Genomic DNA, 26,986 nt, shown 5'->3' on the forward strand with positions numbered 1-26,986 from the left:
GGGCACTTTCGTTGGGGTGTTCTCCCCTTGTGGCAGATTTAAATATTTGGTCAATCCCGCCGAAAACCAAAGCCTGGACCACCCATACCTAGGTATGGCGTCACAGCGGTATGACGTTCCAGGACGCCAGGCCGTCAGAACGCCAGGCCCAGGCCGATGGTCCAGCCGCGCACGCCGTTGCCGATGATGGCCGACCCGCGCAGCGTCACGCCCTCCACCCCATAGCCGACGTGGGGCGTCATCACCTCCAGGCCGCCGCCCACCTCCAGGAACTTGTCGAAGCCCAGGAAATCCTGCTGCGACCCGATCAGGATGTTGCCCCGGCTGAAGGCGATCCAGCGCAGGTCGTTGGTGAAGAAGTGGCCCAGGGGGCCGTCCAGCTGGGCGTTGACGGTGGCGAAGCCGAAGCTGCCGGTGGACTTCAACGACGGGTCGCTGGTGCGGCTGGGGATGTCGGCGAATTCGCTGAAGCGGCCCATGAGGTGCAGGCGCAGATCGTCGGTCAGGGTGCGCTCGTGCAGCACCTCCACCCCGCCGCCGGCCAGGAAGCTGTCGATGCGCATGCTGGTCAGGATGCCGCCCGTGCTCTCCCGCAGCAGGTCGGCGTTGGGGCCGGCGAATTCGCCGCTGCCGCGAATGCGGGTGTAGCCGCCCAGGGCGACCGGCCGGACGGAGGTGGACTCGCCGATCGGGATATCCAGGCCGAAGCCGCCCAGCGCGGAATAGGATTTGTAATTCTCCTTCACGGCGTCGGGCGCGCCGGTATCGGCGCCCAGGGCCGTCTGCTGCCAAGCCGTCTCATAGCCCAGGGTGACTTCCAGATAGGGGGCGACGCTGTCGGTGTCGTCCTTGTCGCGGAAGCTATGGGTGATGGGCAGCTTGTAGCCGTGCAGCGTGATCTCATTGCTGCTGTAGCGGGCGGCGCTGGCGTCGGGCGTTCCGCCGAAGACGCCCAGGGTCTCGAAGCCGTGGCCGATGTCCTCCGTCCTCAACTGGTCGCGCACCGCGTCGCGTATGGCCTCAGCGCTCACGCCCGAGGTCGTGGCCTGCGCCTTCGCCCCTGCGGACAGCAGGACGGCGGCCATGCCGGTCATAATGGCGGCTGTGCGCCAGAAGGGGTGGCAGAGTGGGGTGAGTATCGCCAACCGATGTCCCATGCGCGCCTGTCCGATCGCTGCAGCCATTCCCAGGGAAATGTCCCTCGGCGTTGCGCCGGCAATGCGCCAAGAGTAATAACTAAAAATAAATGTAAATTACGAACGGTTGACCTTAGTCGTTTATGGTGTTTGAAATTATCCCACGGTGATGAAGCGCGAATGAGGGATGCGGATGATGGCGATCGCGAAGGCTCGGGTGCGGGCCGAAACCTGGGCGGAAGCGTGCTTGCCCTTGGCGGCGCTGCTGTATCTCATGCTGCTTGGCATGCTGTTCCCTGGCGTGCCGGCCTGAGGGTTAATTCCATAATAAATTTGTGGAATAGTGCTTCCTCTCCGGGCATGAAAACGGTCCGGACATGAAAACGGCGGCCACGGGATAACCCGGGCCGCCGTTTCATTTAGGGCTTAAGCCGCTGCGTCAGTTGGTCGCCGGGCGCTGCGAGGTGCGGTCCACCAGGCCGGCCCAGTTGCTGACCGAGACGAAATGGGCATAGACCAGGGCCAGCCAGCCGCGCTCGCGCCAGCGCTGGAAGTCCTCGGCCGGCAGCTGGTTGAACCGGGATTCGTCGATGACCTTGAAGCCGGCGAGGCTCAGCTTCTGGCCGTCCTTCAGGGTGACGTCGGCGCGGTTCTCCACCAGCAGGTCGGCCTTGATCAGGGCCTCCACGAACTCGGTGGTGGCATTGTAGTGGCCCTGGTAGTCGCTGCAGAAGGCCAGGGCGTTGCGGGTCACCTCGGTGGGCTGGCCGCTCTCGAACAGCTTGTTGGGGCCGCCGTGGCTGAGGCTGGAGGCCGCCTCGTCGATGCAGAGGGTGAACTCCGCCTTCTCCCGGTTCTCCAGGAAGATGAAGGGGTAGCGGCGGACGTAGGCCGGGATGTAGGCGCCGGCTTCCCAGGCGCCGTCGGTGTCCACGAACAGGTTTTCGCCGTTGCGCATGCCCAGCAGGGCCACTGCCTGGGGCGGGGCGCCGTCCAGGAACAGGATGGGGTAGTGCTTGCAGGCCAGCGTGAATTCCGCGGCGATCACCGGCACGGAGTTGGAACCGGCGGCGAACTGGTAGCCGGTGGCGGGGGCCAGCGACAGGTCGCCGTCACGCTCCGCGGCCAAGGGGCGGGGGCGCTGGTAGAAGGCAGGAAGGGTCTGCGTGCTCATCTCTGTTCCAAGTCCCGGATCAATTGGGGTTATGAGTTATGCGCCGTTCCCCGCGCCGCTGGCGGCCAGGGCCTGGCAATCTCGAAGTTAGTGGTACCGCACCCGCCCGTGGTCAACGTCGGGGATGGGGTAATGCCCATCGCCGCACGCTACCACCGATGGCGGGGGGAAGGGCACCGCTATTCATTCCCCGATTGGACAGGTCCCCAAATGGGACAGGGGCCTGCCGGGCTTTTTGGGGAGAACCCGGCGTTGGAACCCCTCCTGGAAATTGGGGGTGCCGGCTGACGGTATCGCGAGGTCTCAGAACTTCACCGACACGCGGCTGTAGTAATAGCCGCCGGTGATGCCGAAGGGGGAGAACAGGCCGTATTTGTTCAGGCCGGTCTTGGCATCGACGATGCCGATGGCATCGGGGTAGACGTCGAACAGGTTGTTGGCGCCCAGGCTGACGCTGATGTGGTCGGTCACATCCACGCCCACGTCCAGGTCGGTGACCCACTTGGCGCTGAAGGTGCGATCGTTGCCGGCCACCGTACCGGCCTCGGTATAGCTGCCGTAGCGGGTGAGGCGCGTATCGATATGCAGCCGGTCCCAGTGCCAGTTGGCGGACAGGATGGCCTTGCCGCGCGGCGTGCCGTCGGTCAGGTCGGCCTGGCGCTGCCGGTCGAACAGGGCGTAGCCCAGGGTGGAAAGCTGGGCCGGTGTCGGCTTGATGTGGGTGATGGTGGTGCGCGTCCAGCTGTAGGCGGCGCCCAGCCGCACGTCGCCGGCGTCGCCCAGGTCGACCAGGTAGTTGGCCACGGCGTCCACGCCCTCCGTCCGGGTATCGACGGCGTTGGTGTAGTACTGCGCCGACAGGCCGGGGGCGAAGCCGGCCGCCTGCAGGATGGTGGAGACGGCGTTGCCGGTCAGCAACCCGGTCTCGACGATGCGATCCTTGATGTCGATGCGGTAGGCGTCCAGCGTCAGCTGCAGGCTGTGCACCGGTTCCGCCGTCACGCCCACGCCGTAGTTGGTGGAGGTCTCGGGCGTCAGCGGCGTGGCGCCCAGGGCCTTGGCCTCGCCCGAGGTCGCCGGCAGCACCTTGATGGGCAGGATGATGTAGTTGCCGGCGGCATCGACCGTGCCGGTGAAGGTGGAGGAGGCGTAGATGCTCTGCGCCAGCGAGGGCGCGCGGAAGCCGTTGCTGACCGTGCCGCGCAGGGCGTAGCCGGGCGCCAGCTCATAGCGGGTGGCCAGCTTGCCGCTGGCGGTGTCGCCCACGGCGCCGGTGTAATGCTCCACCCGGCCGGCGGCGTCCACCGACCAGGCGGGCGTCAGGTTGGTGGCCAGGTCGATATAGGCCGCGGCGTTGTTGCGGGCGATGGCGCCGCTGTCGGCGGGCGAGGTGCCGGTGTAGGAGGCCAGGCCCGGCTGCGGATGCTGCCCGGCGTAGTAGCCGTTGGGGATGACATAGCTGCCGATGATGTAGCTGGCGGGGTCGCCGGGGTCGATCTCATAGCGCTCATACCGGTGTTCCAGGCCCCAGGCCACGGTCACGGGGGCGGGGAGGCCCAAATCCAGTGCCCGGCTGACGTCCAGGTCGGTGGTCACCTGGTCGAAGATCTGGTCGGCCAGATGGAAATAGGTGGGGCTGGTCGGGCCCAGGGTGGCGTTCAGCGTGTTCTCGCCATCCAGCTTGGCGTCGTCGCGGCCATAGGTGGTGCTGAGGTCCCAGGACCAGGACGCGATCTCGCCCCGCCCACCCACCGTGGTCTGGAAATCCGTCTCCCAGATGCGGCGCAGGGCGTTGAAGCCGTTGGGATAGACCTCGGGCAGGGAGTTGATGTTGTTGGGCAGGAAGCTGCCGGTGTTCTTGCGCGAGCGGCGCTTGGATACGGTGCTGAAGGAATAGAGCGTGACGTCATCCCCCACCGGAAGCTCGGCATTGTACGACCCGCTGTAGATCGTTTCCTGCCCCGGGCCGTAGCTGTCGCCGTAGAAGGTGCGGTCGGCCGTGGCCTCCCGCGGGTCACGGGCGCCATTGGCCAGGGGATTGTACAGGTTGGCCACGCTGGTGGGTGCCGCGCGGCTGGCCGACTGGTTGTCCTTGTAGTCGGCGGACAGGTTGAGGAAGCCTTGCCGGGGCAGGTCCAGTCCGTAATTGGCGGCCACGTGCTTGGTGAAGCCGTCACCGCCGTAGTTCTGGCCCAGGCTGCTCTCGACGCTGCCGCCCTCGGGCGCGTTCTTCAGGATGATGTTGATGACGCCGGCGATGGCGTCGGAGCCATACTGGGCGGCGGCGCCGTCGCGCAGCACCTCGATATGGTCGATGGCCCCCACGGGGATGAGGTCCAGGTCCACCGGTACGCCGCCGTTGGCGATGCGCGCCAGGTTGTTGATCAGCGCCGTGTTGTGCCGCCGCTTGCCGTTGACCAGCACCAGCGCCTGGTCGCCGTTCAGGCCGCGCATGGTGGTGGAGCGCACGGTCCAGCTGGTGCCGCCGCCGTTCACGCCCGGCAGGTTGAAGGATGGCACCAGCTGGTTCAGCAGTTCCTTCAGGCCGACCTTGCCCGTCTCCGCCAATTGCGCCGCCCCGACGACATCGATGGGGGAGGGGCTGTCGATGGCCGCCCGGCTGCCGCCGCGCAGGCCGGTCACCACCGTTTCCTGCACCGTGTCCAATTCCACACTATCGCTGGCCGGGGCCCCGGTGGCCGCGATCGCCGGGGCGGCCTGTTCCGCCGCGTGCGCCGTGACGGCAACGGTGGGCAGAGCCAGCGCGGTGGCCAGCAGCAGGATCTTATGGCGGCTCAAAATTGCGGTGGCATGCATGTAAAACCCCCTCGGACCCGACTTGGCACGCCTGCCGGGCTTCCCCGATGTTGAATAAAGCGTCGGGTTTTTAGACAGGCCGCCGCCCTGGCCCGTAAATCGACTTATCCTTGAGAATTTGATGAGGACACTAAATTGGTAGTCAGGCTGTGCATCATTGGGATCAGCCGCCCGGAATGAAGCCCTGGAAAGGCCGGATTCCTATAATGCGATAAATAAGTGTGAAATATTGAGCTATGCGATATATTGTACATCGCTATGCTGCGGACTTGGGTTGCTGGGGTGTGTCTCGCCGTGTGTAATTGGGGTCAATGAGAACCCATGGACAGTGAGGACCGTGCCCCATGCCCCCCAATCTGCCCACCGAGTTGCTGCGCACCTTTGTCGCCATCGTTGACGCCGGCACCCTGCAGAAGGCGACGGAGCGCATCTTCCTGACCCAGTCTGCCCTCAGCCTGCAGATCAAGCGGCTGGAGGACCTGTTGCAGACGCAGCTGTTCCTGCGCGAGGGGCGGCGCCTGACCCTGGCGCCGGCGGGGGTGACCTTGCTGGGCTTCGCCCGCAAGATCCTGGAAATGAATGAGCAGGCGGTCAGCGCCGTCACCGCCGGGGCCTTCGCCGGCCCGGTGCGGGTGGGCATGGTACAGGACATGACCGACACGCTGCTGACCGGCGTGCTGGCCAGCTACGCCCAGATCCATCCCCAGGCGCAGTTGCACGCCCGCATCGCCGGCACCGCCGAACTGTTGGAACAGATGACGGCGGACCGGCTGGACGTGGTGGCGGGCTTCGGCCCGGCGGGCGACCCCAACGGGGTGCTGACCGTGCCGGTACGCTGGATGGGTAATCCGGAGCTGCTGAGTGCCGACGTGCTGCCCCTGGTGGTTCTGGAAACGCCCTGCCGCTTCCGCGAGGCGGCGCTGTCGGCCCTGGACCGCATCGGCCGGCCCCACCGCATCGTGGTGGAAACCCCCAACCTGTCCAGCCTGCGCGCCGCCGTGCGCGCCGGCTTGGGCCTGACCTGCCGTGCCATGGCCTTCGACCCGCTGCCGCCCCTGCCGCTGGGCGTGCTGCCGCCCCTGGCCCCCGTCAGCGTCATCCTGGCCCACCGGCCCAATCCATCGGACTCCATCACCAGCCTGATCGGCCTGGTGCGCCAGGCGATCGCGGCCCAGGGCGTCGGGGATGGGGACGGTGAGGAGGATGAGCCGCGGGCCAACGCGGCGTAAACTGGCGCGGGAGTTGTTTGGTGCTGCGCTATTCCGGCAATTCGTCGCCGGACTGTGGCGGGGTGTCGGGCACACGGGCCAGGAAGGCGGCAAAACCCTGGCCTGAAGCGCCCCCAGCCCGCGCATGTAAGAAGGCGGCGGCGGTTTCGACCGAGCCAATTTTCTCGGCCACCGCCGCAGCGATCCACTGATTGAGTGATACACCGTCCTCACGAGCGAGCCGAGCGGCGGCTTCCTTTACTGATGCTGGCAGCTTCAGTGGATAGGTCGCTTTGCTCATTTGATAGCTCCTTGAAGAAACTCAGCCGGCCGTAGCACTGGAACGCCAAACCGCGCGGCCGGCCCGAAATCCCGAATGTTATGCGTCACCAGGGCATCCGCCTGCCCGTTGACCGCCGCTTCCAAAACCAGTTCGTCTGCCGGGTCTGCCAACTGCGGCCGCCATGTGAAATGCACGTCCACGGGTTCCAGCAAGGCGGCCAACTCCTGGAGTAACCCATCAATCTCGTCGATGTTCAGCCCATGGGCCTCTCGTTGTTCAGGGCGTTTCAAGACGGCTTCATATTCCAGGAACAAGGCGGTGGTGACCAACGCGCGGAACCGGCCTTGGGCGAGGAGCGTCAGGATTACGAATGAGGCGCCTCGCCGGCTGCGCAAGCCGGCGGTAAGGATATTCGTATCGAGAGCGGCGCGTTTCATACCATGGAAGGCTATCAGCTATTTTCCCCCAACGCAACGCAGTGACATCCCATGGGATGTCACTGCGTGCAATCTTGGCTGCTGGGGTTTTGTGGTCTAGGCGTCATACCCCGGTGACTCCCGGGCCAGGCGGCGCAGCAGGCCGGCCCAGGGCAGCTTGGCGTGATCGGGGCGATGGTTGGCCACCTGCTGGCGCACCTCGGCCTGGGCGTGCTCGGGCGCCAGCAGAATGCCGTCGCGGCCGGCGCTGAGCGTGCGCACCTGCAGGGTGGCGGAACGTTCCAGGGCATGAATGCCCAGAAAGGCGTGGGCGGCGGTGGGGCCCAGCGCCAGGGTGCCATGGTTGCGCAGCAGCATCAGGCTCTTATCGCCCAGGTCGGCCACCAGCCGCTCCCGCTCATCCAGGTGCAGGGCGATGCCTTCATAATCGTGATAGGCCAGGCGCGGGATGACGGTCAGGGAATGCTGGTTCAGGGGCAGCAGCCCTTCCTTGTGCGCCGAGACGGCGATGCCGTCGGCGGTGTGCAGATGGATGACGAACTTGGCGTCATGCCGGGCGCCGTGGATGGCGGAATGGATGGTGAAGCCCGCCGGGTTGATGCCGTATTCCGTATCCTCCCAGACCGGCGCCTGAAGGATGTTCCCGTCCAGATCCACCTTCACCAGGCTGCTGGCCGTGATCTCATCGAAGTACAGCCCATAGGGGTTGATCAGGAAATGCTCCTCCGGCCCTGGCACGCGGGCGGAGATGTGGGTGTAGATCAGGTCGGTCCAGCCGAACAGCGCCACCAGGCGGTAGAGCGCCGCCAGCTCCACCCGCGTCTGCCACTCCGCCTCATCCACCCGCCCTTTCAGGGATTGGATGCCCAGGTAGGATCCGTCCGCCATCCTCATTCTCCATCGCATTGACTGGCTTTCAGCGTCGATCCACGCGGGCGGGACGTCAAATTGGGGATTTTAAAGCTTGGCTTGAGCGCCGCTGGGTCCGCCGCCGCTCAAGAGACTGTTGAAACTTATCAAACAGTCGGCGCCGCGCCCGTCCGCTAGCCTGGGTTCTCGCTGTAACGGCATGGGTTCGGGTGCAACATGGCATGGGGTCGGGATTGGTCGCGGCGGGGCTTCTTGCGCGCGGGGGTAGGACTGGGGGCGGTCATCGCCGCCCCGGCCGTGCTGAGCGCCTGCGACGACAAGAAGGCGCCGGGCGTCCTGAAGGTGGGGGACCAGCGCGGCGGCCTGCAGGCCCTGCTCAGCGCCTATCCCGATGACAAGCCCGGCCTGGACTATCAGGTGGAATGGGCGCAATTCCCCAACGCCGCCCCGGTGATCGAGGCGCTGAACGCCCAGGCCATCGACGTGGGGGCGGTGGGCGACGCGCCCTTCGGCTTCGGCTTGGCGGGCAAGGCCCAGATCAAGGCCGTTTCCGCCTATCGCTCCAGCGGTGAGGGCACGGCCGTGCTGGTGAAGCCGGACGGCCCGGTCCAGGCGGTGGCCGACCTTGCCGGGCGCACGGTCGCGACCAGCAAGGGGTCCATCGGCCATTTCCTGGTGCTGCGCGCCCTGGCGGAGGCGGGTGTGCCGGTGGACAAGGTGACCATCGCCTTCCTGGCGCCCAACGACGCCAAGGCCGCCCTGCTGGCCGGCAGCATCGACGCCTGGGCCACCTGGGATCCGTACACCGCCCTGGGGGAGCTGCATGACGGCTTGAAGGTGCTGGTGAATGCGCGGGGGCGCATGCCCGGCCTGTCCTACCTGCTGTCCACACCGGCGGCGCTGTCCGCCCGCCGCGCCCTGGTGCGCGACTTCGTGGCCCGCATCGACCGGGCGCGGGAATATTCCGCCGCCAAGCCCGACGCCTACGCCGCGGTTTTCGCCCAGCAGACCGGCGTGCCGGCTGAGGTGGCGTCGCTCATGATCCGGCGCACCAACTTCCACCCCGTGGCCTTGGACGACGGCATCATCGCCGACCAGCAGAGCATCGTGGACCAGTTCGCCAAGGTGGGGCTGGGTGGCGACGGCCTGGATGTGCGGCCGGCCTTCGAGCGGGTGCTGTAGGGTCGGCCGGGGTCAGGAGGGCCGGTCGCCCGGCTGTTCCTCCACCAGCAGCGTTTCCACCTCCGACGCGCGGGTCAGGGTGATGTCCACCGGGCAGCGGTTGGCGATGGACAGCAGCTTGGCCCGCTGCTCCGCATCCAGGGGGCCTTCCAGGGTGATGGTGCGGGTGAACAGGTCGGCGGGCGTCTGGTCCGGCCGCTTGGTATGCACCACCCGCGTCTGGGCGCGCACCAGGGGCAGGCCCTTGCGCTCCGCATACATGCGCATGGTCATGGTGGTGCAGGCGGCCAAGCCCGCCGACACGAAGTCATAGGGGGCAAGGCCGCTGTTCAGGCCCCCCACGTCCACCGGCTCATCCGCCAGGAACTGGTGTGGGCCGCTGCGCAGGACCAGCTGATAGCGGCCGCGACCCGTCTCCGTCGCCAGCACGCCTTCTGCCGCGCCATGCGGATCCGGCGTCTCGCCCTGCTGCGGCAGATAGCGGCTGGCCCAGGCGGCGATGACGGCCGCCGCGTAGTCGGCGTCCGCCGGGCGGGTCAGCAGGTGGTCGGCGTCGTCCAGCGAGACGAAGCTCTTGGGGTGCTTCGCGGCCACGAAGATGCGGGTGGCGTTGTCGATGCCCACCGTCATGTCGCCCGGGGCGTGCAGGATCAGCAGCGGACGGCGCAGACGGGCGATGCGCGCCGCCAAATCCTGTTCGCGGGCATCGTCGACGAAGCTCTGGCGGATCACGAAGGGTCGGCCGGCCAGATCGACCTCAGCCTCGCCCTCCGCCTCGATGCGGTTCAGCGCTTCCGGCCCGAAGGTTTGCAGCACATGGGCCACATCGGACGGGGCGGCGATGGTGACGACGGCCTTGACCGTGGGCATATCGCCGGCGGCGGCCAGGGCCGCGGCCCCGCCGAAGCTGTGGCCCACCAGCAGGCTGGGCGGCATGCCCGCCTGGGTCATGGCCGCATAGGCCGCCATCAGGTCATCGACATCGGCCGCGAAGCCGCCATCGGCGAAGCCACCGCCGCTTTTGCCCAGCCCGGCGAAGTCGAAGCGCAGCACGCCGATGCCGGTCATGGCCAGGGCGCGGGCCAGCCGCGTGGTGGCCAGGCTGTCCTTTCCGCAGGTGAAGCAGTGGGCGAAGATGGCCCAGCCGCGCGGCGTACCCTCCGCCGGCTCGATCCTGCCGGACAAGCGGTACCTCTTGGCGCTGTCGAAATCGAACTGCTGGCTGGCCATGGCGGCCTCCCTTCCCTCTGCCTGTCGTTCTTGTAGCACCGCCGGTGGGGCAATGGCCAAGTGTACTCGATCAGAGTAAGTGGCCAGTGGCCCCAAGCGTTCTCGCGGGCCGGAGCCGTTAATCTATCTTAATTTTGGCCAAACCTTTGAGAGATCAAAATAGCCAGGCGCCTGTTACACGCCAGGGGGCATGACCCGGCTTGTTCGCGATCATCGCGTCAGCATTCGTCAGGAGGGGGTAGATGGCGGCAGCCCGCCGTGTGCCAACGGCGAGCTGCCATTCATGTGCCTCGATGAATCAGAACTGGGTCAGGCCGCCATCGACGACCAGCTCGGCGCCCGTTGTGTATGAGGAGTCATCACTCGCCAAAAACAGCACGGCCTTGGCGAGTTCAGCCGCATCACCGAAGCGCTTCAGCCCGACCTTCTGCGTGATGCCTGCCGCGACCTCCGCAAGCACGTCCTCGGGCAAGCCGATCTTGCTGTAGAAGGGCGTCGAAATCGCGCCCGGGCTGATCGCGTTCACGCGGATGCCGCGGGGGGCCAGTTCCGCGCCGAGAGTGCGAACCAGCGAACGGGTCGCCGCCTTCGTCGCGGCGAGGATCGACAGACCGGGATAGCCGATCGTGTTCAGGAACGAGGTCGTCACGATGATGCTGCCGCCGTCCGCGATGATCGGGGCGGTCTTCTGGATGGTGAAGAACGTTCCGGTGAAGTTGAGGGCAATGTTCTCGGCGACATAATCCTCCGTCACGGCATCGAGCGGAGCGACGGTGGTCGCGCCGGCGTTGGCGAACACGACATCGATCCGGCCGAACCTGGCGCGGGTCTTTTCGACGGCGCGCTCGATGTCGGCCACCTTGCGGATGTCCGCACGCACCAGGAGAGCCCTGCCCCCGAGAACCTGTCCCGCAGCTGTAAGGCGATCCTCGGTCGAGCCGACCAGTACCACCTGGGCGCCCTCGGCCTGAAAGAGCTTCGCGGCTTCCAGGCCGATGCCCGAAGTCCCGCCGGTGACGAATGCGACTTTGTTCGTGAGCTTCATGACAATTTCCATTGAGTGGGAAGATCACAAGCTGATCGCTGCGAGCATTCCATCTCGACGATCGCCTTGCTTGCAATGGAAGATGGGTCTGGTCGTCAAACTGCGGAATTCAGTGAAACCGCGCAGCATTTGATCGAAAAATGATGAGCTGGATGCGTTGAGGGTCTCGAGCAGGACCGGGGATTATTTTGCGCGCTGGATATCAGCGCCGGCCCACTGTCTTGAAGCTGGCCACGTCCCGCCTTTGGAGGCCCAGTCGCTCACGGAGGAGACGGTTGGCAAAATCGGGGGGCGATGATCCTGTCGCGTGCCTTGGGTGAAAAAGGTGTTTTCGACAGGGGCGCCGGCCGACATAAGACGAATCCGCTCAACGCCATTTCCCGGCTGGGCGACCAACTGACTGCGATAACCCCTTCAAGTCTGGAGAACGATTTGGATCGACTGCAAGCCATGGCCATGTTGGTGTCCTCGGTAGAGGAGGGAAGCCTTTCGGCTGCCGCCAGGAGGCTGCGGGTTCCGGTCGCGACCCTCACGCGGAACGTTAACGATCTTGAGGCTCTGGTAGGTACCAAGCTGCTCGTCCGGTCGACGAGGAAGCTTGAACTCACCGACGCCGGGGCCGATTACGTGGTCGCGGCAAGGCAGATCCTGGAACAGGTCGACGATCAGGAGCGTCGTGCCGCTGGTGAATTCATCGCGCCGCGCGGCGAGCTGGTCGTCACCACGCCCGTGCAGGTCGCGCGCTTGCGCGTGCTGCCGGTGATCGATCAGTTCCTGGCGGAATATCCCGAGATCAGAATACGTCTGATACAGTCCGACCGCGACGTCGATCTTATCGACGCCCACGTCGACGTGGCGGTCCGGATCGGCCGCTTACGCGACAGCAACCTGGTCGCGACGCGGGTGGGCAGCTTGCGCGTAGTAGTGGTGGCCAGCGCGATGCTATTCGAGAAGCACGGACGACCGAGGGTGCCGGAAGACCTCATCGGTTATCCTTGCGTGGTATTTGACGCGCCTGCCCTCTCTCCATGGCGCTTTCGCAACGTGAATACCGGGGAAGTTTCCACGATAGCGGCTGTGCCACGGTTGATTGTGTCATCGCCCGATGCCGCTGTGGATTCCGCAATCGACGGCATTGGCGTAACGCGAGTTCTGGAACACGACGCCGCCGCTGCAATCGCGGCGGGGAAGCTCGATTTTATCTTGCAAGAGTTCGAGGTCGAACCGCTCCCGGTGCACATAGTGCATATTTCCAGGAATGTCATGCCATTGAAGCTTCGGCGTTTTCTCGACTTTGCGGTGCCCAGGCTGCGCGAGAGATTGTCCGAATTTGGACGCATTCCCGCCGTCTAGCAAAAATATGCCGTTGCGACGAGGCACCCAGGGGAGAAGCAGTCCGAACGGATCGTGCCCCCCTGGCGTGGTGTAGCAGGCGCCACAGCGCCTCGGCGCAATCTCCACCCAGATACCGACCTTGCTGGCTTGTCGCTGACGCATCAGCGCCAGACCGCTCAAGGCGTCAGCGACAAGCCTGAGGGGCCATGCTTTGGCGCCTTTGTCGCGCGCAGAAATCACTAATAATTTCAACGACGGGCCACGTATGCGGTCAGCGGGTGGCCACTTTATACGATCGGGGACACAAGCCGTCCGCCGCCACGCAACGAAATCTCCATGCTTGAGAATTTTCAAACATTCACAGCATGAGAAGTCCATTGCCGGATTAAAATCCACGACATTTAATGGAGTTTATCGATCAGAGATCACCATATTTCACATGTAGAATGAGGTGCGGCCTTGTCCCTGACCCTCGACGCTCCGCAGGACGCGGCGTTGCCCGCCGTCCACCGGCCCCCCGGCGCCCCGCTGATCCGGCGCCTTCTGGCGCGGCTGGGCAATTCCCGCTGGACCGTGCCCCTGGCCCTGGTCCTGGCGTGGGAGCTGGGGTCGCGGGTGGGTTTGGTGCCCTCCCGCGTGCTGGCCGCCCCCAGCGCCGTGCTGGCCACCTTCTGGACCCTGCTGGCCTCGGGCGAGCTGGTGTCCAACCTGCTGGTGTCGCTGGTCCGCGTGGCCACGGGCCTGGGCATCGGGGTCGGCGTCGGCACGGTGCTGGCCGTCCTGGCCGGCCTGTTCCGCCGGGGGGAGACGCTGGTCGACCCCCTGATGCAGATGCTGCGCACCTTGCCCTTTCTGGCCCTGGTGCCGCTGTTCATCGTGTGGTTCGGCATTGGCGAGGTGCCCAAGGTGGCGCTGATCGCCTTGGGGGCCGCCTTCCCCACCTACCTCACCCTGTTCTCCGGCATCCGCGCCATCGAGGCCAAGCTGGTGGAGGCGGGGCGCAGCTTCGGCCTGTCGCGGCTGGAGCTGATCACCAACGTGGTGCTGCCGGGGGCGACCCCGTCCTTTCTGGTCGGCCTGCGCTACGCCCTGGGCCATGCCTGGCTGAGCCTGGTGGTGGCGGAACAGATCAACGCCTCCGCCGGCCTGGGCTACCTCATCAACAACGCCCGCGACTTCATGCGCACCGACATCATCGTCGTCTGCCTGGGCGTCTATGCCGTGCTGGGCTTGGGCACCGACTTCCTCGTCCGCCTTCTGGAGCGCCGCCTGCTGGCCTGGCGTCCCACCTTCCTGGAGCGCTGAACCATGGCTTCCAACACCGCCCCTTTGACCGTTCCCACTGCGTCCAGCGACGCGGCTGTCCGGGTACGCGGCTTCACCCGCCGCTTCGGCGACGTTACCGTGCTGCGCGACCTGGACCTGGACATCGCCCCGGGTGAGTTCGTGGCCCTGCTGGGCCGCAGCGGCTCGGGCAAGACTACGCTGTTGCGCACACTGGCCGGCCTGGATGCCGCCCCGGCGGAACAGGTGTCCACCCCCGGCGCCCGCGCCGTGGTGTTCCAGGAACCGCGCCTGCTGCCGTGGAAGAAGGTGTGGCGCAACGTCACCCTGGGCCTGAAGGGCGGCCGCACACGCCTGCAGGCCATGGCCGCGCTGGAGGAGGTGGGCCTGGGCCATCGTGTCGACGCCTGGCCCGCCACCCTGTCGGGGGGTGAGGCGCAACGCGCCGCGCTGGCCCGCGCCCTGGTGCGTGAGCCGCGGCTGCTGTTGCTGGACGAACCCTTCGCCGCCCTGGACGCCCTGACCCGTTTGCGCATGCATCAGCTGGTGCTGTCGCTATGGCGGGCGCACCGCCCGGCCGTTCTGCTGGTCACCCATGACGTGGACGAGGCGATCGCCTTGGCCGACCGCATCCTGGTGCTGGCCGACGGCCGGCTGGCGGTGGAGGAGAAGGTGACCCTGGCCCGTCCGCGCGAGGCGGGGCCGGAATTCCAGGCCCTGCGCCGCCGCCTGCTGGGTCACCTTGGGGTGGAACAGCCGGTGCCCCGCGATACGGCGCCCCTGACCTTCATCCCGCCCGCCGCCGGCCTGCGCCCCGGCTGGAACCGGCCGGCCGCCGTCAACGGTCACGCTGTCAACGGTCACGCCGTCAACGGTCACAACGGCCATAATGGTGGCGTTCATCATGGCGCCCAGCTGGGCGGGGGCCTGTCATGACGGCGGCCCTGCGCCGCGTGGAAGCAGTGGAGGAGGGGCGCCTCGACGGCCCGGCCTTGGACGCCGTGCTGGCCGAACTGACAGCCGAGTTCGCCGCCGGCGCCGCTGCGCATGACCGCGCCGGCAGCTTTCCCTTCGAAAACTTCGGAAGCCTGCACGCCAAGGGCCTGCTGGGCCTGACGGTGGGGTCCGCCTGGGGCGGTGCCGGCGCCGACCTCGCCACCACGCTGAAAGTGGTGCGGGCGGTGGCCAAGGGCGACCCCGCGACCGCCCTGGTGCTGGTGATGCAGTACCTGTTTCATGCCTCGGTTGATCAACGCGTCGTGCCCGACGCGCTCTACGGCCGGGTGGCGCGGGACGCGGTGGAGAATGGCGCCCTGATCAACGCCCTGCGGGTGGAGCCCGACCTGGGCACGCCGGCGCGCGGCGGCCTGCCGGCCACGGTGGCGCGGCGCACGGCCGATGGCTGGGTGATCAGCGGGCACAAGCTCTATTCCACCGGCATCCCGGCGCTGACCTGGCTGCTGGTCTGGGCCCGCACCGATGAGGCGGAACCGCGCGTCGGCGGCTTTCTGGTGCACCGTGACAGCCCCGGCATCCAGGTGGTCGAAACCTGGGACCATCTGGGCCTGCGCGCCAGCGGCAGCCATGACGTCATCCTGACCGACGTGCCCACGCCGCTGAACCACGCCCTGGATTTGCGCAAGCCGGGTGAGATCAGCCCCCGCGACGCCGTGTTCGGCGCCTGGGCCGCGGTCCTGACCGCCGGCATCTACGACGCGGTAGCGGAGGCGGCGCGCGACTGGCTGATCGAATTCGCCCGCCAGCGGGTGCCCAGCAACCTGGGCGCCGCCCTGTCCACCCTGCCGCGCTTCCAGGAGGCGGTGGGCACCATCAACGGCCTGCTGCTGTCCAACCGCGCCCTGCTGACCGCCGCCACGCGCGGGGAGACCAGCACGGCGGAATCCGGCCTGGTGAAGCATCTGGTGACGGAGAACGCCATCCAGGCGGTGGAGACGGCGGTGCGCCTGACCGGCAACCCCGGCATCACCCGCCACAATCCGCTGGAGCGGCATTACCGCGACGTGCTGTGCGGCCGCATCCATACCCCCCAGGCCGATGTGGTGCTGGTCGGCGCTGGCCGCGCCGCCTTCGCCGCCGCCACCCCCTCCTGAAGAGGTTCCGCCATGTCCAACACCTTGCAGTTCATCGGCTTCATCGGGTCGCAGGATGGGTCCGAGACCCGGCCCGGCAGCGGCCCCATCATTGACCGCGACTACATCGGCACCGTGGCGCGGGCCCAGGAGTATGCCGGCTTCGACCGCGTGCTGATCGCGCATTCCAGCGCCTCGCCCGACGGCTTCCAGATCGCGGCCTACGCCGTGCAGCAGACGGAGCGGCTGAAGATCCTGCTGGCCCATCGCCCGGGCTTCGTGGCGCCCACCCTGGCCGCCCGCCAACTGGCCTCGCTGGATCATTTCAGCCAGGGCCGCCTGGCCGTGCACATCATCACCGGCGGGTCGGATGAGGAACAGCAACGCGACGGCGATTTCCTGAACAAGACGGAACGCTACGCCCGCACCGACGACTATCTCGAGGTGGTGCGCAAGGTGTGGACCAGCACGGCGCCCTTCGACCATGACGGGCCTTATTACAAGTCGCGCGGGTCGCAATCGTACGTGAAGCCCGTCAACGGCACGCTGCCCATCTATTTCGGCGGGTCGTCGGATGAGGCCATCGCCGTGGCCGGCCGCCACGCCGACGTCTACGCCCTGTGGGGCGAGCCGCTGGACGACGTGCGCGAAACCATCGCCAAGGTGCGCGCCGCCGCCGCGCTGCATGGGCGTCAGGACCATGTCCAGTTCAGCCTGTCGCTGCGTCCCATCCTGGGACGGACGGAGGAGGAGGCCTGGGCCAAGGCCGACCGCATCCTGGAACAGGCCAAGCACTTGCGCGCCACCCAGTCGACCTTCCGGCCCGTCAACGCCAGCGCACCGCAGAACGTGGGGTCGCAGCGCCTGCTGGCCGCCGCCGCCGCCGGCAAGGTGCGGGACAAGCGCCTGTGGACGGAGATCGCCGCCCTGACCGGCGCCCAGGGCAATTCCACCAGCCTGGTGGGCACGCCCGAGCAGGTTACGGAATCGCTGCTGGATTACTATGATCTGGGTGTGCGCACCTTCCTCATCCGGGGCTTCGACCCGCTGGTGGACGCCATCGAGTATGGCCGCGACCTTATTCCCCTGGTGCGCCAGGCGGTCGCGGCGCGGGAAGCGGGCCAAGGGGCGGCAACGACGGCGGTGGCGGCCGAATGAGCCCTATCCGCGTGGCCAGCCAATTGGCCGAGCCCATCAATGCCGAGGTGGCGCGGCGGGTCAGCGCCGCGACGGGGGAGGGGGCGGTCGAACTGATCACCCTGCCCCGGGGGGTGCCGGCCGAGTGGCCGCGCGACGCCGACGTCTTCGTGGCCGCGCCCTTCCGCCGCGCTGGCGGCGACCTGCCGGCCCAGCCGCCGGGCTGGCCCTTCAACCTGCGCTGGGTGCAACTGGTTTCCGTCGGCATCGACTTCTATCCCGACTGGCTGTTCGACGGGCCGGTGGTGACGGCGGCCAAGCGCACTTCCGCCACGGCTCTGGCCGAGTTCTCGCTGGCCGCCATCTTCGCCGCGGCCAAGCGCTTCCCCGACATCTGGATCAGCCGGGCGGCCGGCTGGCAACCGTCGCCCCTGGGCCTGGTGGAGGGTGCCACCCTGGGTATCGTCGGCTTCGGCGGCATCGGCCAGGCCCTGGCGCCCAAGGCCTTGGCCCTGGGCATGACGGTGCTGGCCACGCGGCGCGGGGCCGGCGATTTGGGTGTGCCGGGCGTGGAGCGGGTGGATGACGTGGCGGCGCTGTTCGCCCGCGCCGACCATGTGGTGCTGGCCGCACCCGCGACGGCGGAAACCCACCATCTGGTGAATGCCCGGGTGCTGGCTACCGCCAAGCCAGGCCTGCACTTGGTCAACGTGGCGCGCGGCGCGCTGATCGACGACCAGGCGCTGCTGGCCGCGCTGGCGGCGGGGCGGGTCTCGCTGGCCACCTTGGACGTGACGCATCCGGAACCATTGCCGGACGGCCACCCCTATTACAGTCATCCTCGCGTGCGCCTGTCGCCGCACACCTCCGTGTTCACGCCGGACACCCACGCCAACCTGGCGGCCCAGCTGGCCCACAATCTGATCCGTTTCCGCCGAGGGGAACCGCTTGAGGACGTGGTCGATCTCGCGCGCGGCTACTAAAGGAAAGATCGAACCCATGATGCTGATTTCGCGCCGGTCCGCTTTGCAGGGGCTGGCGGCGGGGGCGTTGGGCCTGAGCGCCCTGAATCTGGCCGGCTGCGGCCGCAAGAAGGACGCGGACCTTGCCGGCATCACCCTGCGGGCGGCGACATACCGGGGCAATCCGGACTCCTTCTTCGAGCAGGCGGGCGTGGCCGGCACGCCCTACACCCTGGAAACGGCGCAGTTCGCCGGCGGCAACCTGATCGCGGAGGCGATCAACGCCCATTCCCTGGATGTCGGCGGCATGAGCGAAATCCCGCCCATCTTCATCGCCGCCGCCAACCCGCTCTTGCGCATCGTCGCCGTGCTGCAGGGCGACGTGAACAACCAGGTGGTGCTGGTGCCCAAGGACAGCCCGCTGCAGACCACGGCGGATTTGAAGGGCAAGCGCGTAGGCTATGTCCGCGCCACCACCTCGCAATACATGCTGCTCAAGATCCTGAAGGAACAGGGGCTGACCTTCGCCGACATCACGCCGGTGGCGCTGTCGCCGCAGGACGGCCTGGCGGCCTTCAACCAGGGCAGCCTGGATGCCTGGGTCATCTATGGCGTGGTGGTGCAACTGGCGCGCGAGGCCGGGGCCCGGGTACTGACCACCGGCTTGAACCGCCTGTCCGGCAACTATCTGGTGGCCGCGTCCAAGGACGCGCTGGCCGATCCCCTGAAGAAGCGCGCCATCGGCGACTATCTGCAGCGCTACGCCAAGACCCTGGCCTGGATCGAGGCCGATTACACCCGCTGGGCCCGCATCCGGGCGCAACTGACCAGCATCCCCGAGGCTGCCTACATCCAGGAATATCACGAACGCAGCGCCGGTTATCGCCTGCTGCCGGTCAGCGACACGGCCATCGCCTCGCAACAGGACGTGGCCAACACCTTCGCCGCCGCCGGTGTCATCCCCGCCCCGGTGGATGTGCGCCCGCTGTGGGACGACAGCCTGCACGAAGTGCTGGCGAAGCTCTAAGGGCGCCTGATTCCGATTTCCTTTCTTCCTGTGGCGGGGAGGCGGCCCGTCCACCCCCAGACATTCTACAACCCGTAGGTTGCCCTCTTGGCATCTGGCATGTGGGCGGAAATTTTTCCGACCGCCATGTCACACGGCCATGAAGCCATCTCGTCTTTGGGTCATGCGATGACGCATGATCTGATGGAGATGACGATGAGCACCCATACCCCCCGTATCAACGACGCGTTCAAGCTGGCGCCCGAGACGATCAAGGGCCTGCTGGCGGCCAGCAACGCCCTCAAGGCCGGCGGGCTGGAACCGGCGCTGCTGGAACTGGTGAAGATCCGGGCGTCGCAGATCAACGGCTGCGCCTTCTGCCTGCACATGCACGTCACCGACGCCCGCAAGATGGGGGAGACGGAGATGCGCCTGCATCTGCTGAATGCTTGGCGGGATTCCTCCCTGTACACGGATCGTGAGCGCGCGGCGCTGGCCTGGACGGAGGCGTTGACCCGCGTGGCCGACACCGGCGCGCCGGACGAGGATTATGCCCTGGTGCAGGCCAACTTCACGGAGGCGGAGCAGGTGCAGCTGTCGCTGGCCATCGGCATCATCAACCTGTGGAACCGCCTGCAGGTGGGCTTCCGTGCCGCCCATCCGCCGGTGGCGCGCGTCCAGGGGGCGGCCGCCTGATGAACGCAGGGGACGCCACCGCGATCTTTCAGGCGCACCGGCCCCGGCTGGTGCGCCTGGCCTACCGCATGCTGGGCTCCTTGGCGGAAGCCGAGGACGTGGTGCAGGACGCCTACCTGCGCTGGCGGCAGGCGGACCACGCCACGGTGGACGTCCCCGCCGCCTTCCTGTCGCGCATCGTCACCCGCCTGTGCCTGGACACGCTGAAGTCGGCCCGGGTGCGGCGGGAGACGTATGTCGGCGCCTGGTTGCCGGAGCCCCTGGCCGGCAGTGACGAGGAGGCCGAGGAGGATGACCTGACCCTGACCTTGATGATGGCGCTGGAGCGGCTGTCGCCCCTGGAACGGGCTGCCTTCCTGCTGCATGACGTGTTCGGCGTGGCATTGGACGAGGTGGCGGGCACCCTGCACCGCGATGCCGCCGCCGTGCGCCAGCTGGCCGTGCGCGCCCGCCGTCATGTGCAGGAGGCGCGCCCCCGCTATCCCGTGGCGCCGGAGGACGGGGAGCGCATCGCCCAGGCCTTCTATGCCGCGTCCCACCTGGGCGATGTGGACACCCTGCGGGGCCTGCTGGCCCAGGACGTGGTGCTGCGGGCCGACGGTGGCGGCAAGGTGCATGCCTTCCGCAACCCCATCGTTGGGCTGGAGCGTATGGTCCGCCTGTTCGCCAGCCTGCACGCCAAAGGGGAATTCCAGTCGGCCGCCTTCATCCGGCCCCTGCGCATCGACGGCCTGCCGGGTTATGTCAGTGTGGAGCGGGGCACGGTGCTGCAGACCACCGCCTTCGAGATCGAGGACGGCCGCATCACCGCCATCTACATCACCCGCAACCCCGACAAGCTGGTCCGCATCGCGCAGGCGCTGGGGATAGGCGGAACCCCATAAAAGGGCGAAGCCGCGGCACGGCGGGAATCGTGAAGGTTTGCATTCGACCTGCCCTGCGCTTGCGCCGGGGGCGCTTTCATTGCATCCTCCCGTCGCAAATCCGGGGTAGTTTTGCGCTATGACTTACCGTATCCTGATCGTCGGCCAGGATCCCGACACCGTCGACTACACGGCACCGGGCATCATCCTGGGCATGACGGCCGAGAAGGTTCGCGCGGGCGTGACCGCGTCCAAGCAGGCGCTGGAGGGCCAGGGCTACATCTGCGACAACCTGTATGTTCAGCCCGCCCCCGCCGTGGCCGAGGCGGACGTCGCCGCCGCCCTGTCCCGCGCGACCTATGACGTCGTGGTGATCGGTGCCGGCATCCGCAACCCGCCGGGCAACCTCATCCTGCTGGAAACGATCCTGAACACCATCCACCGCGCCGCCCCCCAGACCCGTATCGCGTTCAACACCCGGCCTGACGACACCGACGCGGCGGCGGTGAGATGGCTCGGGCGATAGGGCTCATCCGGTTCCAGAGGGACGGCCAAATCGTCGGCCAGATCCCGCCCAAGGTTCAATGAGTGTGATATCGCCGGAATTCACAGTCATTTGACAGCTAATCACTAATCACATAAACAAATCTCGTTTTTATGGAACTGTGAAATACGCGAAACGAGTGCTTCCCCATTCGTTTCGCGGAGCACTCTTCCATGGTTCGCCGGGCCTCGTTTTCCCCCGTTGCCGTTTCCTCGTTGCTGCTGGGGACTGCCCTCTGCGCGCTGACGGCATCCGCGTCGGCTCAGACGGTCCCGGCGCCGGTGGCCGAGGTGGCGCCGGACCTGGACGCCAGCGGCGGCGGCATCGCCGACATCGTGGTCACGGCGGAAAAACGCCAGACCCGGCTGCAGGAAACGCCCATCGCGCTGTCGGCCTACACCGGCGACGCCATCGCCGACCAGCACATCAGCACGGTGCGCGATCTGGCGGGCTTGGTGCCCGGCCTGACGGTGCCGCGCGGCGGCATCACGCCGACGACGCAGCTGTTCTTCCTGCGCGGGATTGGTGAGACCGACCCCATCTTCGACCCCGCCATCGCCCAGTACGTCGATGATGTCTACATCCCGCGCTCCATCGCCGCGTCCCCCCTGTTGGCGGAACTGGAGCGGGTGGAGGTCTTGCGCGGGCCGCAGGGCACGCTCTACGGCCGCAACACCAGCGCCGGCGCCATCCGCTACATCACCCGCGACCCGAATGACGAGGTGCGGCTGGCGGTGGACGCCGGGGTCGGCACCTGGGGCGCGTTCGAGACCCACGGCTACGTCTCCGGCCCCCTGATCGCCAACAAGCTGTACGCCAGCCTGGCCTACGGCCATGAGCAGCACGACGGCTACACCCACGATCCCACCATCAACAAGGACGTGAACGACCTGAACGTGGACAGCGCCCGGGCCAAGCTGCGCCTGCAGGCGACGGACGATCTGGACATCCAGCTGACCCTGGATGCCAAGCGCGACCGCTCCACCACCGCCTATTACACTCCCCATAACCAGCCGGGCGGCGGCTTCGACCCGTCGCTGTCGTTCGCGGAGCCGCAGCCGCAGAACAACTCCAACTCCGGCGGGGCGGCCCTACGCATCACCCAGGCGCTGGGCGACAAACTGACCTTGAAGTCCGTCACCGCCTACCGCCTGTTCGGCCAGGCGCCGGTCTCTTACGACAATGACGGCGAGGCGGCGGTGAAGCAGGTGAACTTCATCCGCTATTACGAGAATGAGCTGACGCAGGAATTCCAGGCCAACGGCAGTTGGGGGCCGCTGGATTTCACCAGCGGCCTGTTCTACCTGCATGAAAACTTCTCCAGCGACCGCAACGGCTTCAGCTATCCCAGCCTGGCCAACCCGCCGCAGGATCAGGTGGGCAACACCAAGACCGACAGCTACGCGGCCTACGGTCAGGGGGACTACCACGTCACCGACAAGCTGACGGGCACGGTAGGCCTGCGCTACACCATCGAAAGCCGCGACTTCACCTATCGACAGTTCGACGACACCGTGACCGGCGCCCGCATCACCGACGCCGCCGGCAACCCCATCGTGCCGGCCACGGCCACCAACAAGGCCGGCGCCTTCCAAACCAAGTCGGACGCCACCTGGTACTCGCTGACGCCCAAGTTCGGCGTGTCCTACCAGTGGACGCCGGACGTGCTGACTTATGCCAGCTATGCCAAGGGCTTCAAAGCCGGCGGCTTCGACAATCGCGCCAGCGCTTTGATCAACGCCCAGCTGCCCTATCAGCCGGAAAAGGTCGAGACCTACGAGGTGGGCGTGAAAAGCCAGTGGTGGGAACGGCGCCTGCTGATCAATCTGGCGCTCTACTACAACGACTACTCCAACCTGCAGGCGACGGCGACCGACCCGGCCACCCTGCGCTCCCGCCGCCTGAACGCGGCGTCGGCCCATACTGAGGGCTTTGAGCTGGAAACCACCTTTCAGCCCTTCGACGGGCTGCGCTGGAACAATTCCGCCAGCTACACCTTGGCGCTGTACGACCAGTTCCCGAACTACGCCGGCATCGGCACCAGCGCCAGCGGCAACCGGCTGCCCTACGCCCCGCGCTGGACCTTCCGCACGGCGCCGACCTACACCCTGCCGCTGGCGGTGCCGGGCCAGGCGCAGGTGGGCGTGGACGCCCAGTACCAGAGCCTGTCCTACGCCGACATCGCCAATTCCTGGCAGGTGGCCATCCCGGCGCAGTGGAACGTCAACCTGTTCGCCAAATACACGACGGAGGACGAGCGCTGGACCTTCTCCGCCACCGTGCGCAACCTGGCCGACCGCCGCCTGCCCCAGGGCGGCAGCTACTCCGCCTCCGCCGCCGGCACGGTCTGGTACTACGTGGAAAGCCCGCCGCGCACCGTGTTCTTCAAGGTGGGGTACAAGCTTTAGGCTGAAGCTTGGCCGGGTTGGAAAGGGCAGGCCGGTCAGGGCCTGCCCTTTCGTCTTTGCCGCGGCCGTCAGACTGGTAGGACCAGGTTGGTGCCTTCCTGGCAGGCGAAGGCATAGGTCTTGCCATTCAGCGTATATTCGATGCTGAAGCTCTTGTGCGGGCCCGCGTCGGGGTCTGGGCCCAGGACGGCGTTGTTGACGGGGATGGTATAGTTGCCCTGGTTGACCAACGCTTGGCAGATGGCGGTGACATCGTTGCCGTTCTTGCCCGTGCCGTAGACGGCAGAGCGCACGGTGACATTGCCGGTCGGGGCCAGCGGGTTCTGCGGTGACGTGTGGGCCGTGGGCGGAACCGGAACCAGATCCAGGACGGTGCCCTCGATGCATCCCAAGGCGATGGGGGCGCCATTATTCAGCTGCGGACTCTTGTAGAGGATGCCGAAGCTCTTCTTGTTGCCCTTATCGGGATCACCGAAGGTGTCGTTGTTCACGGCGATGTCGTCATTGCCGTCATTCACCAAGCCCTGGCACGTCTCGGTGACGTCGAAGCCGTTTTTGGTGGTCCCATAAACGGCATTCAGCACGGTGATGGTCATAATCTTTCCTTCCCTTGTCATTTGGGGGATGCGCGGCTCAAGGGCTGGCATCGCTTTTCGCGCATTAACATACGGTTGTCTGTCGTGCGCAGATTGCCCCTTATAATAGAAAATCATCACTAAATCCGGAAGACGGATAATCCTGTCCTGGTGGTATATCAACAAACGTACACAACTAATGAGAGTTGAGCGCCAGAGGGTACGCCCTCAGAGTCAATCACCGATACCAACGGGGTAGTTTCAGGCGCACTGTGGTCGCGAGAGACCAAAGGACCTATCGGCCAGCGGCGGCGAGCCGCTTTTAAGCCCGGCTTGAGGAAAACTCGATTTTCCCAGGCCAGGCCCGGTTCCTATGGTTGCTGTCCACCCACCCATTGATGCCACCAGGCGGAGGGACGAGATGAGCGAGATCACCAACCCCGAGGCGCCGGCGCGGCTGCGTGCCTTCATCGGGCGGCTGGATTCCCTGGTGGACCAGCGCCTGCCGGAGGGCGCGTTGCTGGACCAGGCGCGGGACGCGCTGGCCGAACTGGTGGCCCAGGACGACTGGCTGCCCGCGGCCTATGCCGAGCCCGATCCGGTGCGCTATCGCCAGTTCCTGCTCTATGCCGATCCGGACGGGCGCTATTCCGTGGTCAGCTTCGTGTGGGGCCCGGGGCAGGAGACGCCGGTGCACGACCATACCGTCTGGGGCCTGGTGGGCATCCTGCGGGGAAGCGAATATTCCCAGCGGTTCGTCGTCGGCTCCCGCGATGAACTGGTGGCCATCGGCCCCAGGCAGCGCTTTGAGGCGGGGGAGGTGGAGACGTTGTCGCCGCAGACCGGCGACATCCACCGCGTCACCAACGCCCACCTGGACCGCACCTCCGTCAGCATCCATGTCTATGGCGCCGATATCGGCCAGGTGCGGCGCTGGGTCTACCCGGCGGAAGGGCCGCGCAAGCCCTTCATCTCCGGCTACAGCAATGCCGGCGCCACGCCCGCCTTCACCGTCACCCGTACGCCGTCCCTGGAGCACGCCTGATGTCCTTCGTCCCCGCCGCCGCCGCCACGCCCGCCGAGGTCCGCCTCACCCTGATTGCCCGGCGCGAACTGGCTTTGCTGGACGTGCGGGAGGAGGACCCCTACGCCCAGGCCCATCCGCTGTTCGCCGCCAATCTGCCCCTGTCGCGGCTGGAGCTGGAAGTGTTGGATCGCGTGCCCCGGCGCGACACCGCCATTGTGCTGTACGACGCGGGTGAGGGCTTGGCAGAGCGGGCGGCGGCCAGGCTGGCGGACCTGGGCTACACCAACGTCCGCCTGCTGGCCGGTGGCCTGGAAGGCTGGCGCGCCGCCGGCTACGAGATCTTCCGCGACGTGAACGTGCCGTCCAAATCCTTCGGCGAGCTGGTGGAGACGGAGGCGCACACGCCCTCGCTCAGTGCCCCCCAGGTCAAAGGCCTGCTGGATAAGCAGGCGGACGTGGTGGTGCTGGACAGCCGGCGGTTCGAGGAATACCGCACCATGAGCATCCCCACCGGCACCAGCGTACCGGGGGCGGAGCTGGTGCTGCGCGCCCGCACCCTGGCGCCGGACCCCAACACCACCATCATCGTCAATTGCGCCGGCCGTACCCGCAGCCTGATCGGCGCCCAGTCGCTGCGCAACGCCGGGGTGCCAAACCCCGTCTACGCCCTGCGCAACGGCACCATCGGTTGGACCCTGGCGGGCTTCGCCCTGGAGCATGGGCAGGAGCGCCGCTTCGGCGCCGTGGATGACGCCGCGCAGGAGACGGCCCGCGCCGCCGCCCGTACCGTGGCCTATCGCGCCGGTGTGCGCCGCCTGCCCTACGCCGATCTCGCGGCGCTGGAGGAGCCGGGGCGCACCCTTTATCGCCTGGATGTACGCACGCCGGAGGAATACCAGGCCGGCCACCTGCCGGGCTTTCGTGGCGCGCCGGGCGGCCAGCTGGTGCAGGAGACGGACCATTCCGCCCCCGTGCGCGGCGCCCGCATCGTGCTGTTCGACACCCTGTCGGTGCGCGCGGACATGAGCGCGTCCTGGCTGGCCCAGATGGGGTGGGAGGTGCTGGTGCTGGACGACGTTCCCACGTCCGCCCTGACCGCCACGGGGCCGTGGCGGCCCAGCCTGCCGCCGCTGCCGGTGGTGGAGGCCATACCGCCCGCCCATCTGGCGCAGCTGCTGGTCGAGGGCGGCGTCACCCTGCTGGATGCGGGCCCCAGCCCGGCCTATCGCCGGGGCCGCGTTCCCGGCGCCCGATTCATCATCCGCGCCCGGCTGGCGGCGGACCTGCCGGCGGCGGTGCGCGAGGGCACCATCGTCGTGACCTCCCCCGACGGCGTCGCCGCCCGCTTCGCCGCAGCGGACATCGAGGCCCTGACGGGCCGGCCGGCGCTGGTGCTGGACGGGGGCACGGCCGCGTGGGTGGCCGCCGGTCTGCAGCTGGAAACCGGGGAGGGGGCCTACCTGTCCGCCGCCGACGATGTCTACCGCCGGCCCTATGAGGGCACCGATAACGCGGTGGAGGCGATGCAGGCCTATCTGGATTGGGAGTACGGCCTGGTCGGGCAATTGCGCCGCGACGGCACCCACGGCTTCTTCGTCATCCCGCCGTCGCGCGAGGCCCACGACACCCCTGAATCACTGTCGCCGCATTTGGCTGATGAAGGACATGGGCGCTGAA

24 protein-coding genes are annotated in these 26,986 nt (G+C 67.1%); 15 read left to right on the forward strand and 9 right to left on the reverse strand.

All coding sequences use genetic code 11. The annotated features are described in order from the left end of the window. Nucleotides 1-134: 134 nt before the first annotated feature. From FBZ89_RS23055 to FBZ89_RS23065, 3 genes are all read right to left on the reverse strand, one after another. Nucleotides 135-1,157, reverse strand: coding sequence for a hypothetical protein (locus FBZ89_RS23055; protein ID WP_145752530.1), 1,023 nt, complete (start codon nucleotides 1,155-1,157; stop codon nucleotides 135-137). 418 nt (nucleotides 1,158-1,575) lie between these two features. Then, entirely contained in the window at nucleotides 1,576-2,310 is a 735-nt protein-coding gene (locus tag FBZ89_RS23060; protein ID WP_145752532.1) for a SapC family protein, read from the reverse strand. A 303-nt stretch (nucleotides 2,311-2,613) separates the two neighbouring features. Next, entirely contained in the window at nucleotides 2,614-5,127 is a 2,514-nt protein-coding gene (locus FBZ89_RS23065; protein ID WP_246172481.1) for a TonB-dependent receptor plug domain-containing protein, read from the reverse strand. Nucleotides 5,128-5,471: 344 nt separating this feature from the next. Between FBZ89_RS23065 and FBZ89_RS23070 the strand changes: the two genes are divergently transcribed. Beyond that, nucleotides 5,472-6,356: a LysR substrate-binding domain-containing protein gene (locus tag FBZ89_RS23070; RefSeq protein WP_145752533.1), complete on the forward strand. Its 885-nt coding sequence runs from the start codon at nucleotides 5,472-5,474 to the stop codon at nucleotides 6,354-6,356. A 28-nt stretch (nucleotides 6,357-6,384) separates the two neighbouring features. Here FBZ89_RS23070 and FBZ89_RS23075 read toward each other — a convergent pair whose 3' ends face one another. The 3 genes from FBZ89_RS23075 to FBZ89_RS23085 all read right to left on the reverse strand — a co-directional run bounded on the left by FBZ89_RS23075 (nucleotide 6,385) and on the right by FBZ89_RS23085 (nucleotide 7,943). Beyond that, on the reverse strand, nucleotides 6,385-6,636 hold the full coding sequence (locus tag FBZ89_RS23075; protein ID WP_145752534.1) for a toxin-antitoxin system HicB family antitoxin: 252 nt from the start codon (nucleotides 6,634-6,636) through the stop codon (nucleotides 6,385-6,387). Further along, complete coding sequence (locus FBZ89_RS23080) at nucleotides 6,633-7,055, reverse strand: putative toxin-antitoxin system toxin component, PIN family (RefSeq protein ID WP_145752535.1); 423 nt, start codon at nucleotides 7,053-7,055, stop codon at nucleotides 6,633-6,635. The genes FBZ89_RS23075 and FBZ89_RS23080 overlap by 4 nt, the downstream gene beginning before the upstream one ends. A gap of 96 nt (nucleotides 7,056-7,151) precedes the next feature. Then, entirely contained in the window at nucleotides 7,152-7,943 is a 792-nt protein-coding gene (locus FBZ89_RS23085) for a class II aldolase/adducin family protein (RefSeq protein ID WP_145752536.1), read from the reverse strand. A 234-nt stretch (nucleotides 7,944-8,177) separates the two neighbouring features. Here FBZ89_RS23085 and FBZ89_RS23090 point away from each other — a divergent pair, with 234 nt between their 5' ends. Beyond that, entirely contained in the window at nucleotides 8,178-9,107 is a 930-nt protein-coding gene (locus tag FBZ89_RS23090; protein ID WP_186457519.1) for an ABC transporter substrate-binding protein, read from the forward strand. A gap of 12 nt (nucleotides 9,108-9,119) precedes the next feature. Here FBZ89_RS23090 and FBZ89_RS23095 read toward each other — a convergent pair whose 3' ends face one another. Continuing rightward, nucleotides 9,120-10,337, reverse strand: coding sequence for a bifunctional alpha/beta hydrolase/OsmC family protein (locus tag FBZ89_RS23095; RefSeq protein ID WP_145752540.1), 1,218 nt, complete (start codon nucleotides 10,335-10,337; stop codon nucleotides 9,120-9,122). Between the two features lie 298 nt (nucleotides 10,338-10,635). Then, a complete protein-coding gene (locus FBZ89_RS23100; RefSeq protein ID WP_145752542.1) occupies nucleotides 10,636-11,382 on the reverse strand; it encodes an SDR family oxidoreductase in 747 nt (248 codons plus the stop codon). Between the two features lie 294 nt (nucleotides 11,383-11,676). Between FBZ89_RS23100 and FBZ89_RS23105 the strand changes: the two genes are divergently transcribed. The 11 genes from FBZ89_RS23105 (at nucleotide 11,677) to FBZ89_RS23155 (ending at nucleotide 23,707) form a co-directional block, all read left to right on the forward strand. Next, a complete protein-coding gene (locus FBZ89_RS23105) occupies nucleotides 11,677-12,735 on the forward strand; it encodes a LysR family transcriptional regulator (protein ID WP_246172484.1) in 1,059 nt (352 codons plus the stop codon). A gap of 441 nt (nucleotides 12,736-13,176) precedes the next feature. Continuing rightward, the gene (locus tag FBZ89_RS23110; RefSeq protein ID WP_246172486.1) at nucleotides 13,177-14,022 is read left to right on the forward strand and encodes an ABC transporter permease; all 846 of its coding nucleotides are present in this window, start codon (nucleotides 13,177-13,179) and stop codon (nucleotides 14,020-14,022) included. A gap of 3 nt (nucleotides 14,023-14,025) precedes the next feature. Then, on the forward strand, nucleotides 14,026-14,937 hold the full coding sequence (locus FBZ89_RS23115) for an ABC transporter ATP-binding protein (protein ID WP_145752544.1): 912 nt from the start codon (nucleotides 14,026-14,028) through the stop codon (nucleotides 14,935-14,937). Next, on the forward strand, nucleotides 14,934-16,112 hold the full coding sequence (locus tag FBZ89_RS23120; RefSeq protein ID WP_145752546.1) for an acyl-CoA dehydrogenase family protein: 1,179 nt from the start codon (nucleotides 14,934-14,936) through the stop codon (nucleotides 16,110-16,112). The genes FBZ89_RS23115 and FBZ89_RS23120 overlap by 4 nt, the downstream gene beginning before the upstream one ends. A gap of 12 nt (nucleotides 16,113-16,124) precedes the next feature. Beyond that, complete coding sequence (locus tag FBZ89_RS23125) at nucleotides 16,125-17,249, forward strand: LLM class flavin-dependent oxidoreductase (protein ID WP_145752547.1); 1,125 nt, start codon at nucleotides 16,125-16,127, stop codon at nucleotides 17,247-17,249. Further along, the gene (locus tag FBZ89_RS23130) at nucleotides 17,246-18,211 is read left to right on the forward strand and encodes a D-isomer specific 2-hydroxyacid dehydrogenase family protein (RefSeq protein ID WP_145752549.1); all 966 of its coding nucleotides are present in this window, start codon (nucleotides 17,246-17,248) and stop codon (nucleotides 18,209-18,211) included. Before FBZ89_RS23125 ends, FBZ89_RS23130 begins: the two co-directional genes overlap by 4 nt. Nucleotides 18,212-18,227: 16 nt before the next feature. Continuing rightward, on the forward strand, nucleotides 18,228-19,217 hold the full coding sequence (locus FBZ89_RS23135) for an ABC transporter substrate-binding protein (protein ID WP_145752551.1): 990 nt from the start codon (nucleotides 18,228-18,230) through the stop codon (nucleotides 19,215-19,217). 195 nt (nucleotides 19,218-19,412) lie between these two features. Further along, nucleotides 19,413-19,892 (forward strand): carboxymuconolactone decarboxylase family protein, encoded by a 480-nt coding sequence (locus FBZ89_RS23140; protein ID WP_145752553.1) that lies wholly within the window; start codon nucleotides 19,413-19,415, stop codon nucleotides 19,890-19,892. Continuing rightward, on the forward strand, nucleotides 19,892-20,776 hold the full coding sequence (locus FBZ89_RS23145) for a sigma-70 family RNA polymerase sigma factor (RefSeq protein WP_145752555.1): 885 nt from the start codon (nucleotides 19,892-19,894) through the stop codon (nucleotides 20,774-20,776). The genes FBZ89_RS23140 and FBZ89_RS23145 overlap by 1 nt, the downstream gene beginning before the upstream one ends. A 118-nt stretch (nucleotides 20,777-20,894) precedes the next feature. Then, nucleotides 20,895-21,281, forward strand: a complete 387-nt coding sequence (locus FBZ89_RS23150) for a hypothetical protein (protein ID WP_145752556.1) — start codon at nucleotides 20,895-20,897, stop codon at nucleotides 21,279-21,281. A gap of 191 nt (nucleotides 21,282-21,472) precedes the next feature. Further along, nucleotides 21,473-23,707 (forward strand): TonB-dependent receptor, encoded by a 2,235-nt coding sequence (locus FBZ89_RS23155; RefSeq protein ID WP_145752558.1) that lies wholly within the window; start codon nucleotides 21,473-21,475, stop codon nucleotides 23,705-23,707. 68 nt (nucleotides 23,708-23,775) lie between these two features. Here FBZ89_RS23155 and FBZ89_RS23160 read toward each other — a convergent pair whose 3' ends face one another. Further along, the gene (locus FBZ89_RS23160) at nucleotides 23,776-24,303 is read right to left on the reverse strand and encodes a hypothetical protein (RefSeq protein WP_145752560.1); all 528 of its coding nucleotides are present in this window, start codon (nucleotides 24,301-24,303) and stop codon (nucleotides 23,776-23,778) included. A gap of 400 nt (nucleotides 24,304-24,703) precedes the next feature. Here FBZ89_RS23160 and FBZ89_RS23165 point away from each other — a divergent pair, with 400 nt between their 5' ends. Continuing rightward, nucleotides 24,704-25,327: a cysteine dioxygenase family protein gene (locus tag FBZ89_RS23165; RefSeq protein ID WP_145752562.1), complete on the forward strand. Its 624-nt coding sequence runs from the start codon at nucleotides 24,704-24,706 to the stop codon at nucleotides 25,325-25,327. Then, nucleotides 25,327-26,985 carry a rhodanese-like domain-containing protein gene (locus FBZ89_RS23170; protein WP_145752564.1) on the forward strand — a complete coding sequence of 553 codons (1,659 nt, stop codon included), beginning with the start codon at nucleotides 25,327-25,329 and terminating at the stop codon, nucleotides 26,983-26,985. The genes FBZ89_RS23165 and FBZ89_RS23170 overlap by 1 nt, the downstream gene beginning before the upstream one ends. Nucleotide 26,986: the final 1 nt, after the last annotated feature.

This window comes from Nitrospirillum amazonense (assembly GCF_007828045.1).
GTDB classification, from domain to species: Bacteria; Pseudomonadota; Alphaproteobacteria; order Azospirillales; family Azospirillaceae; genus Nitrospirillum; species Nitrospirillum amazonense_C.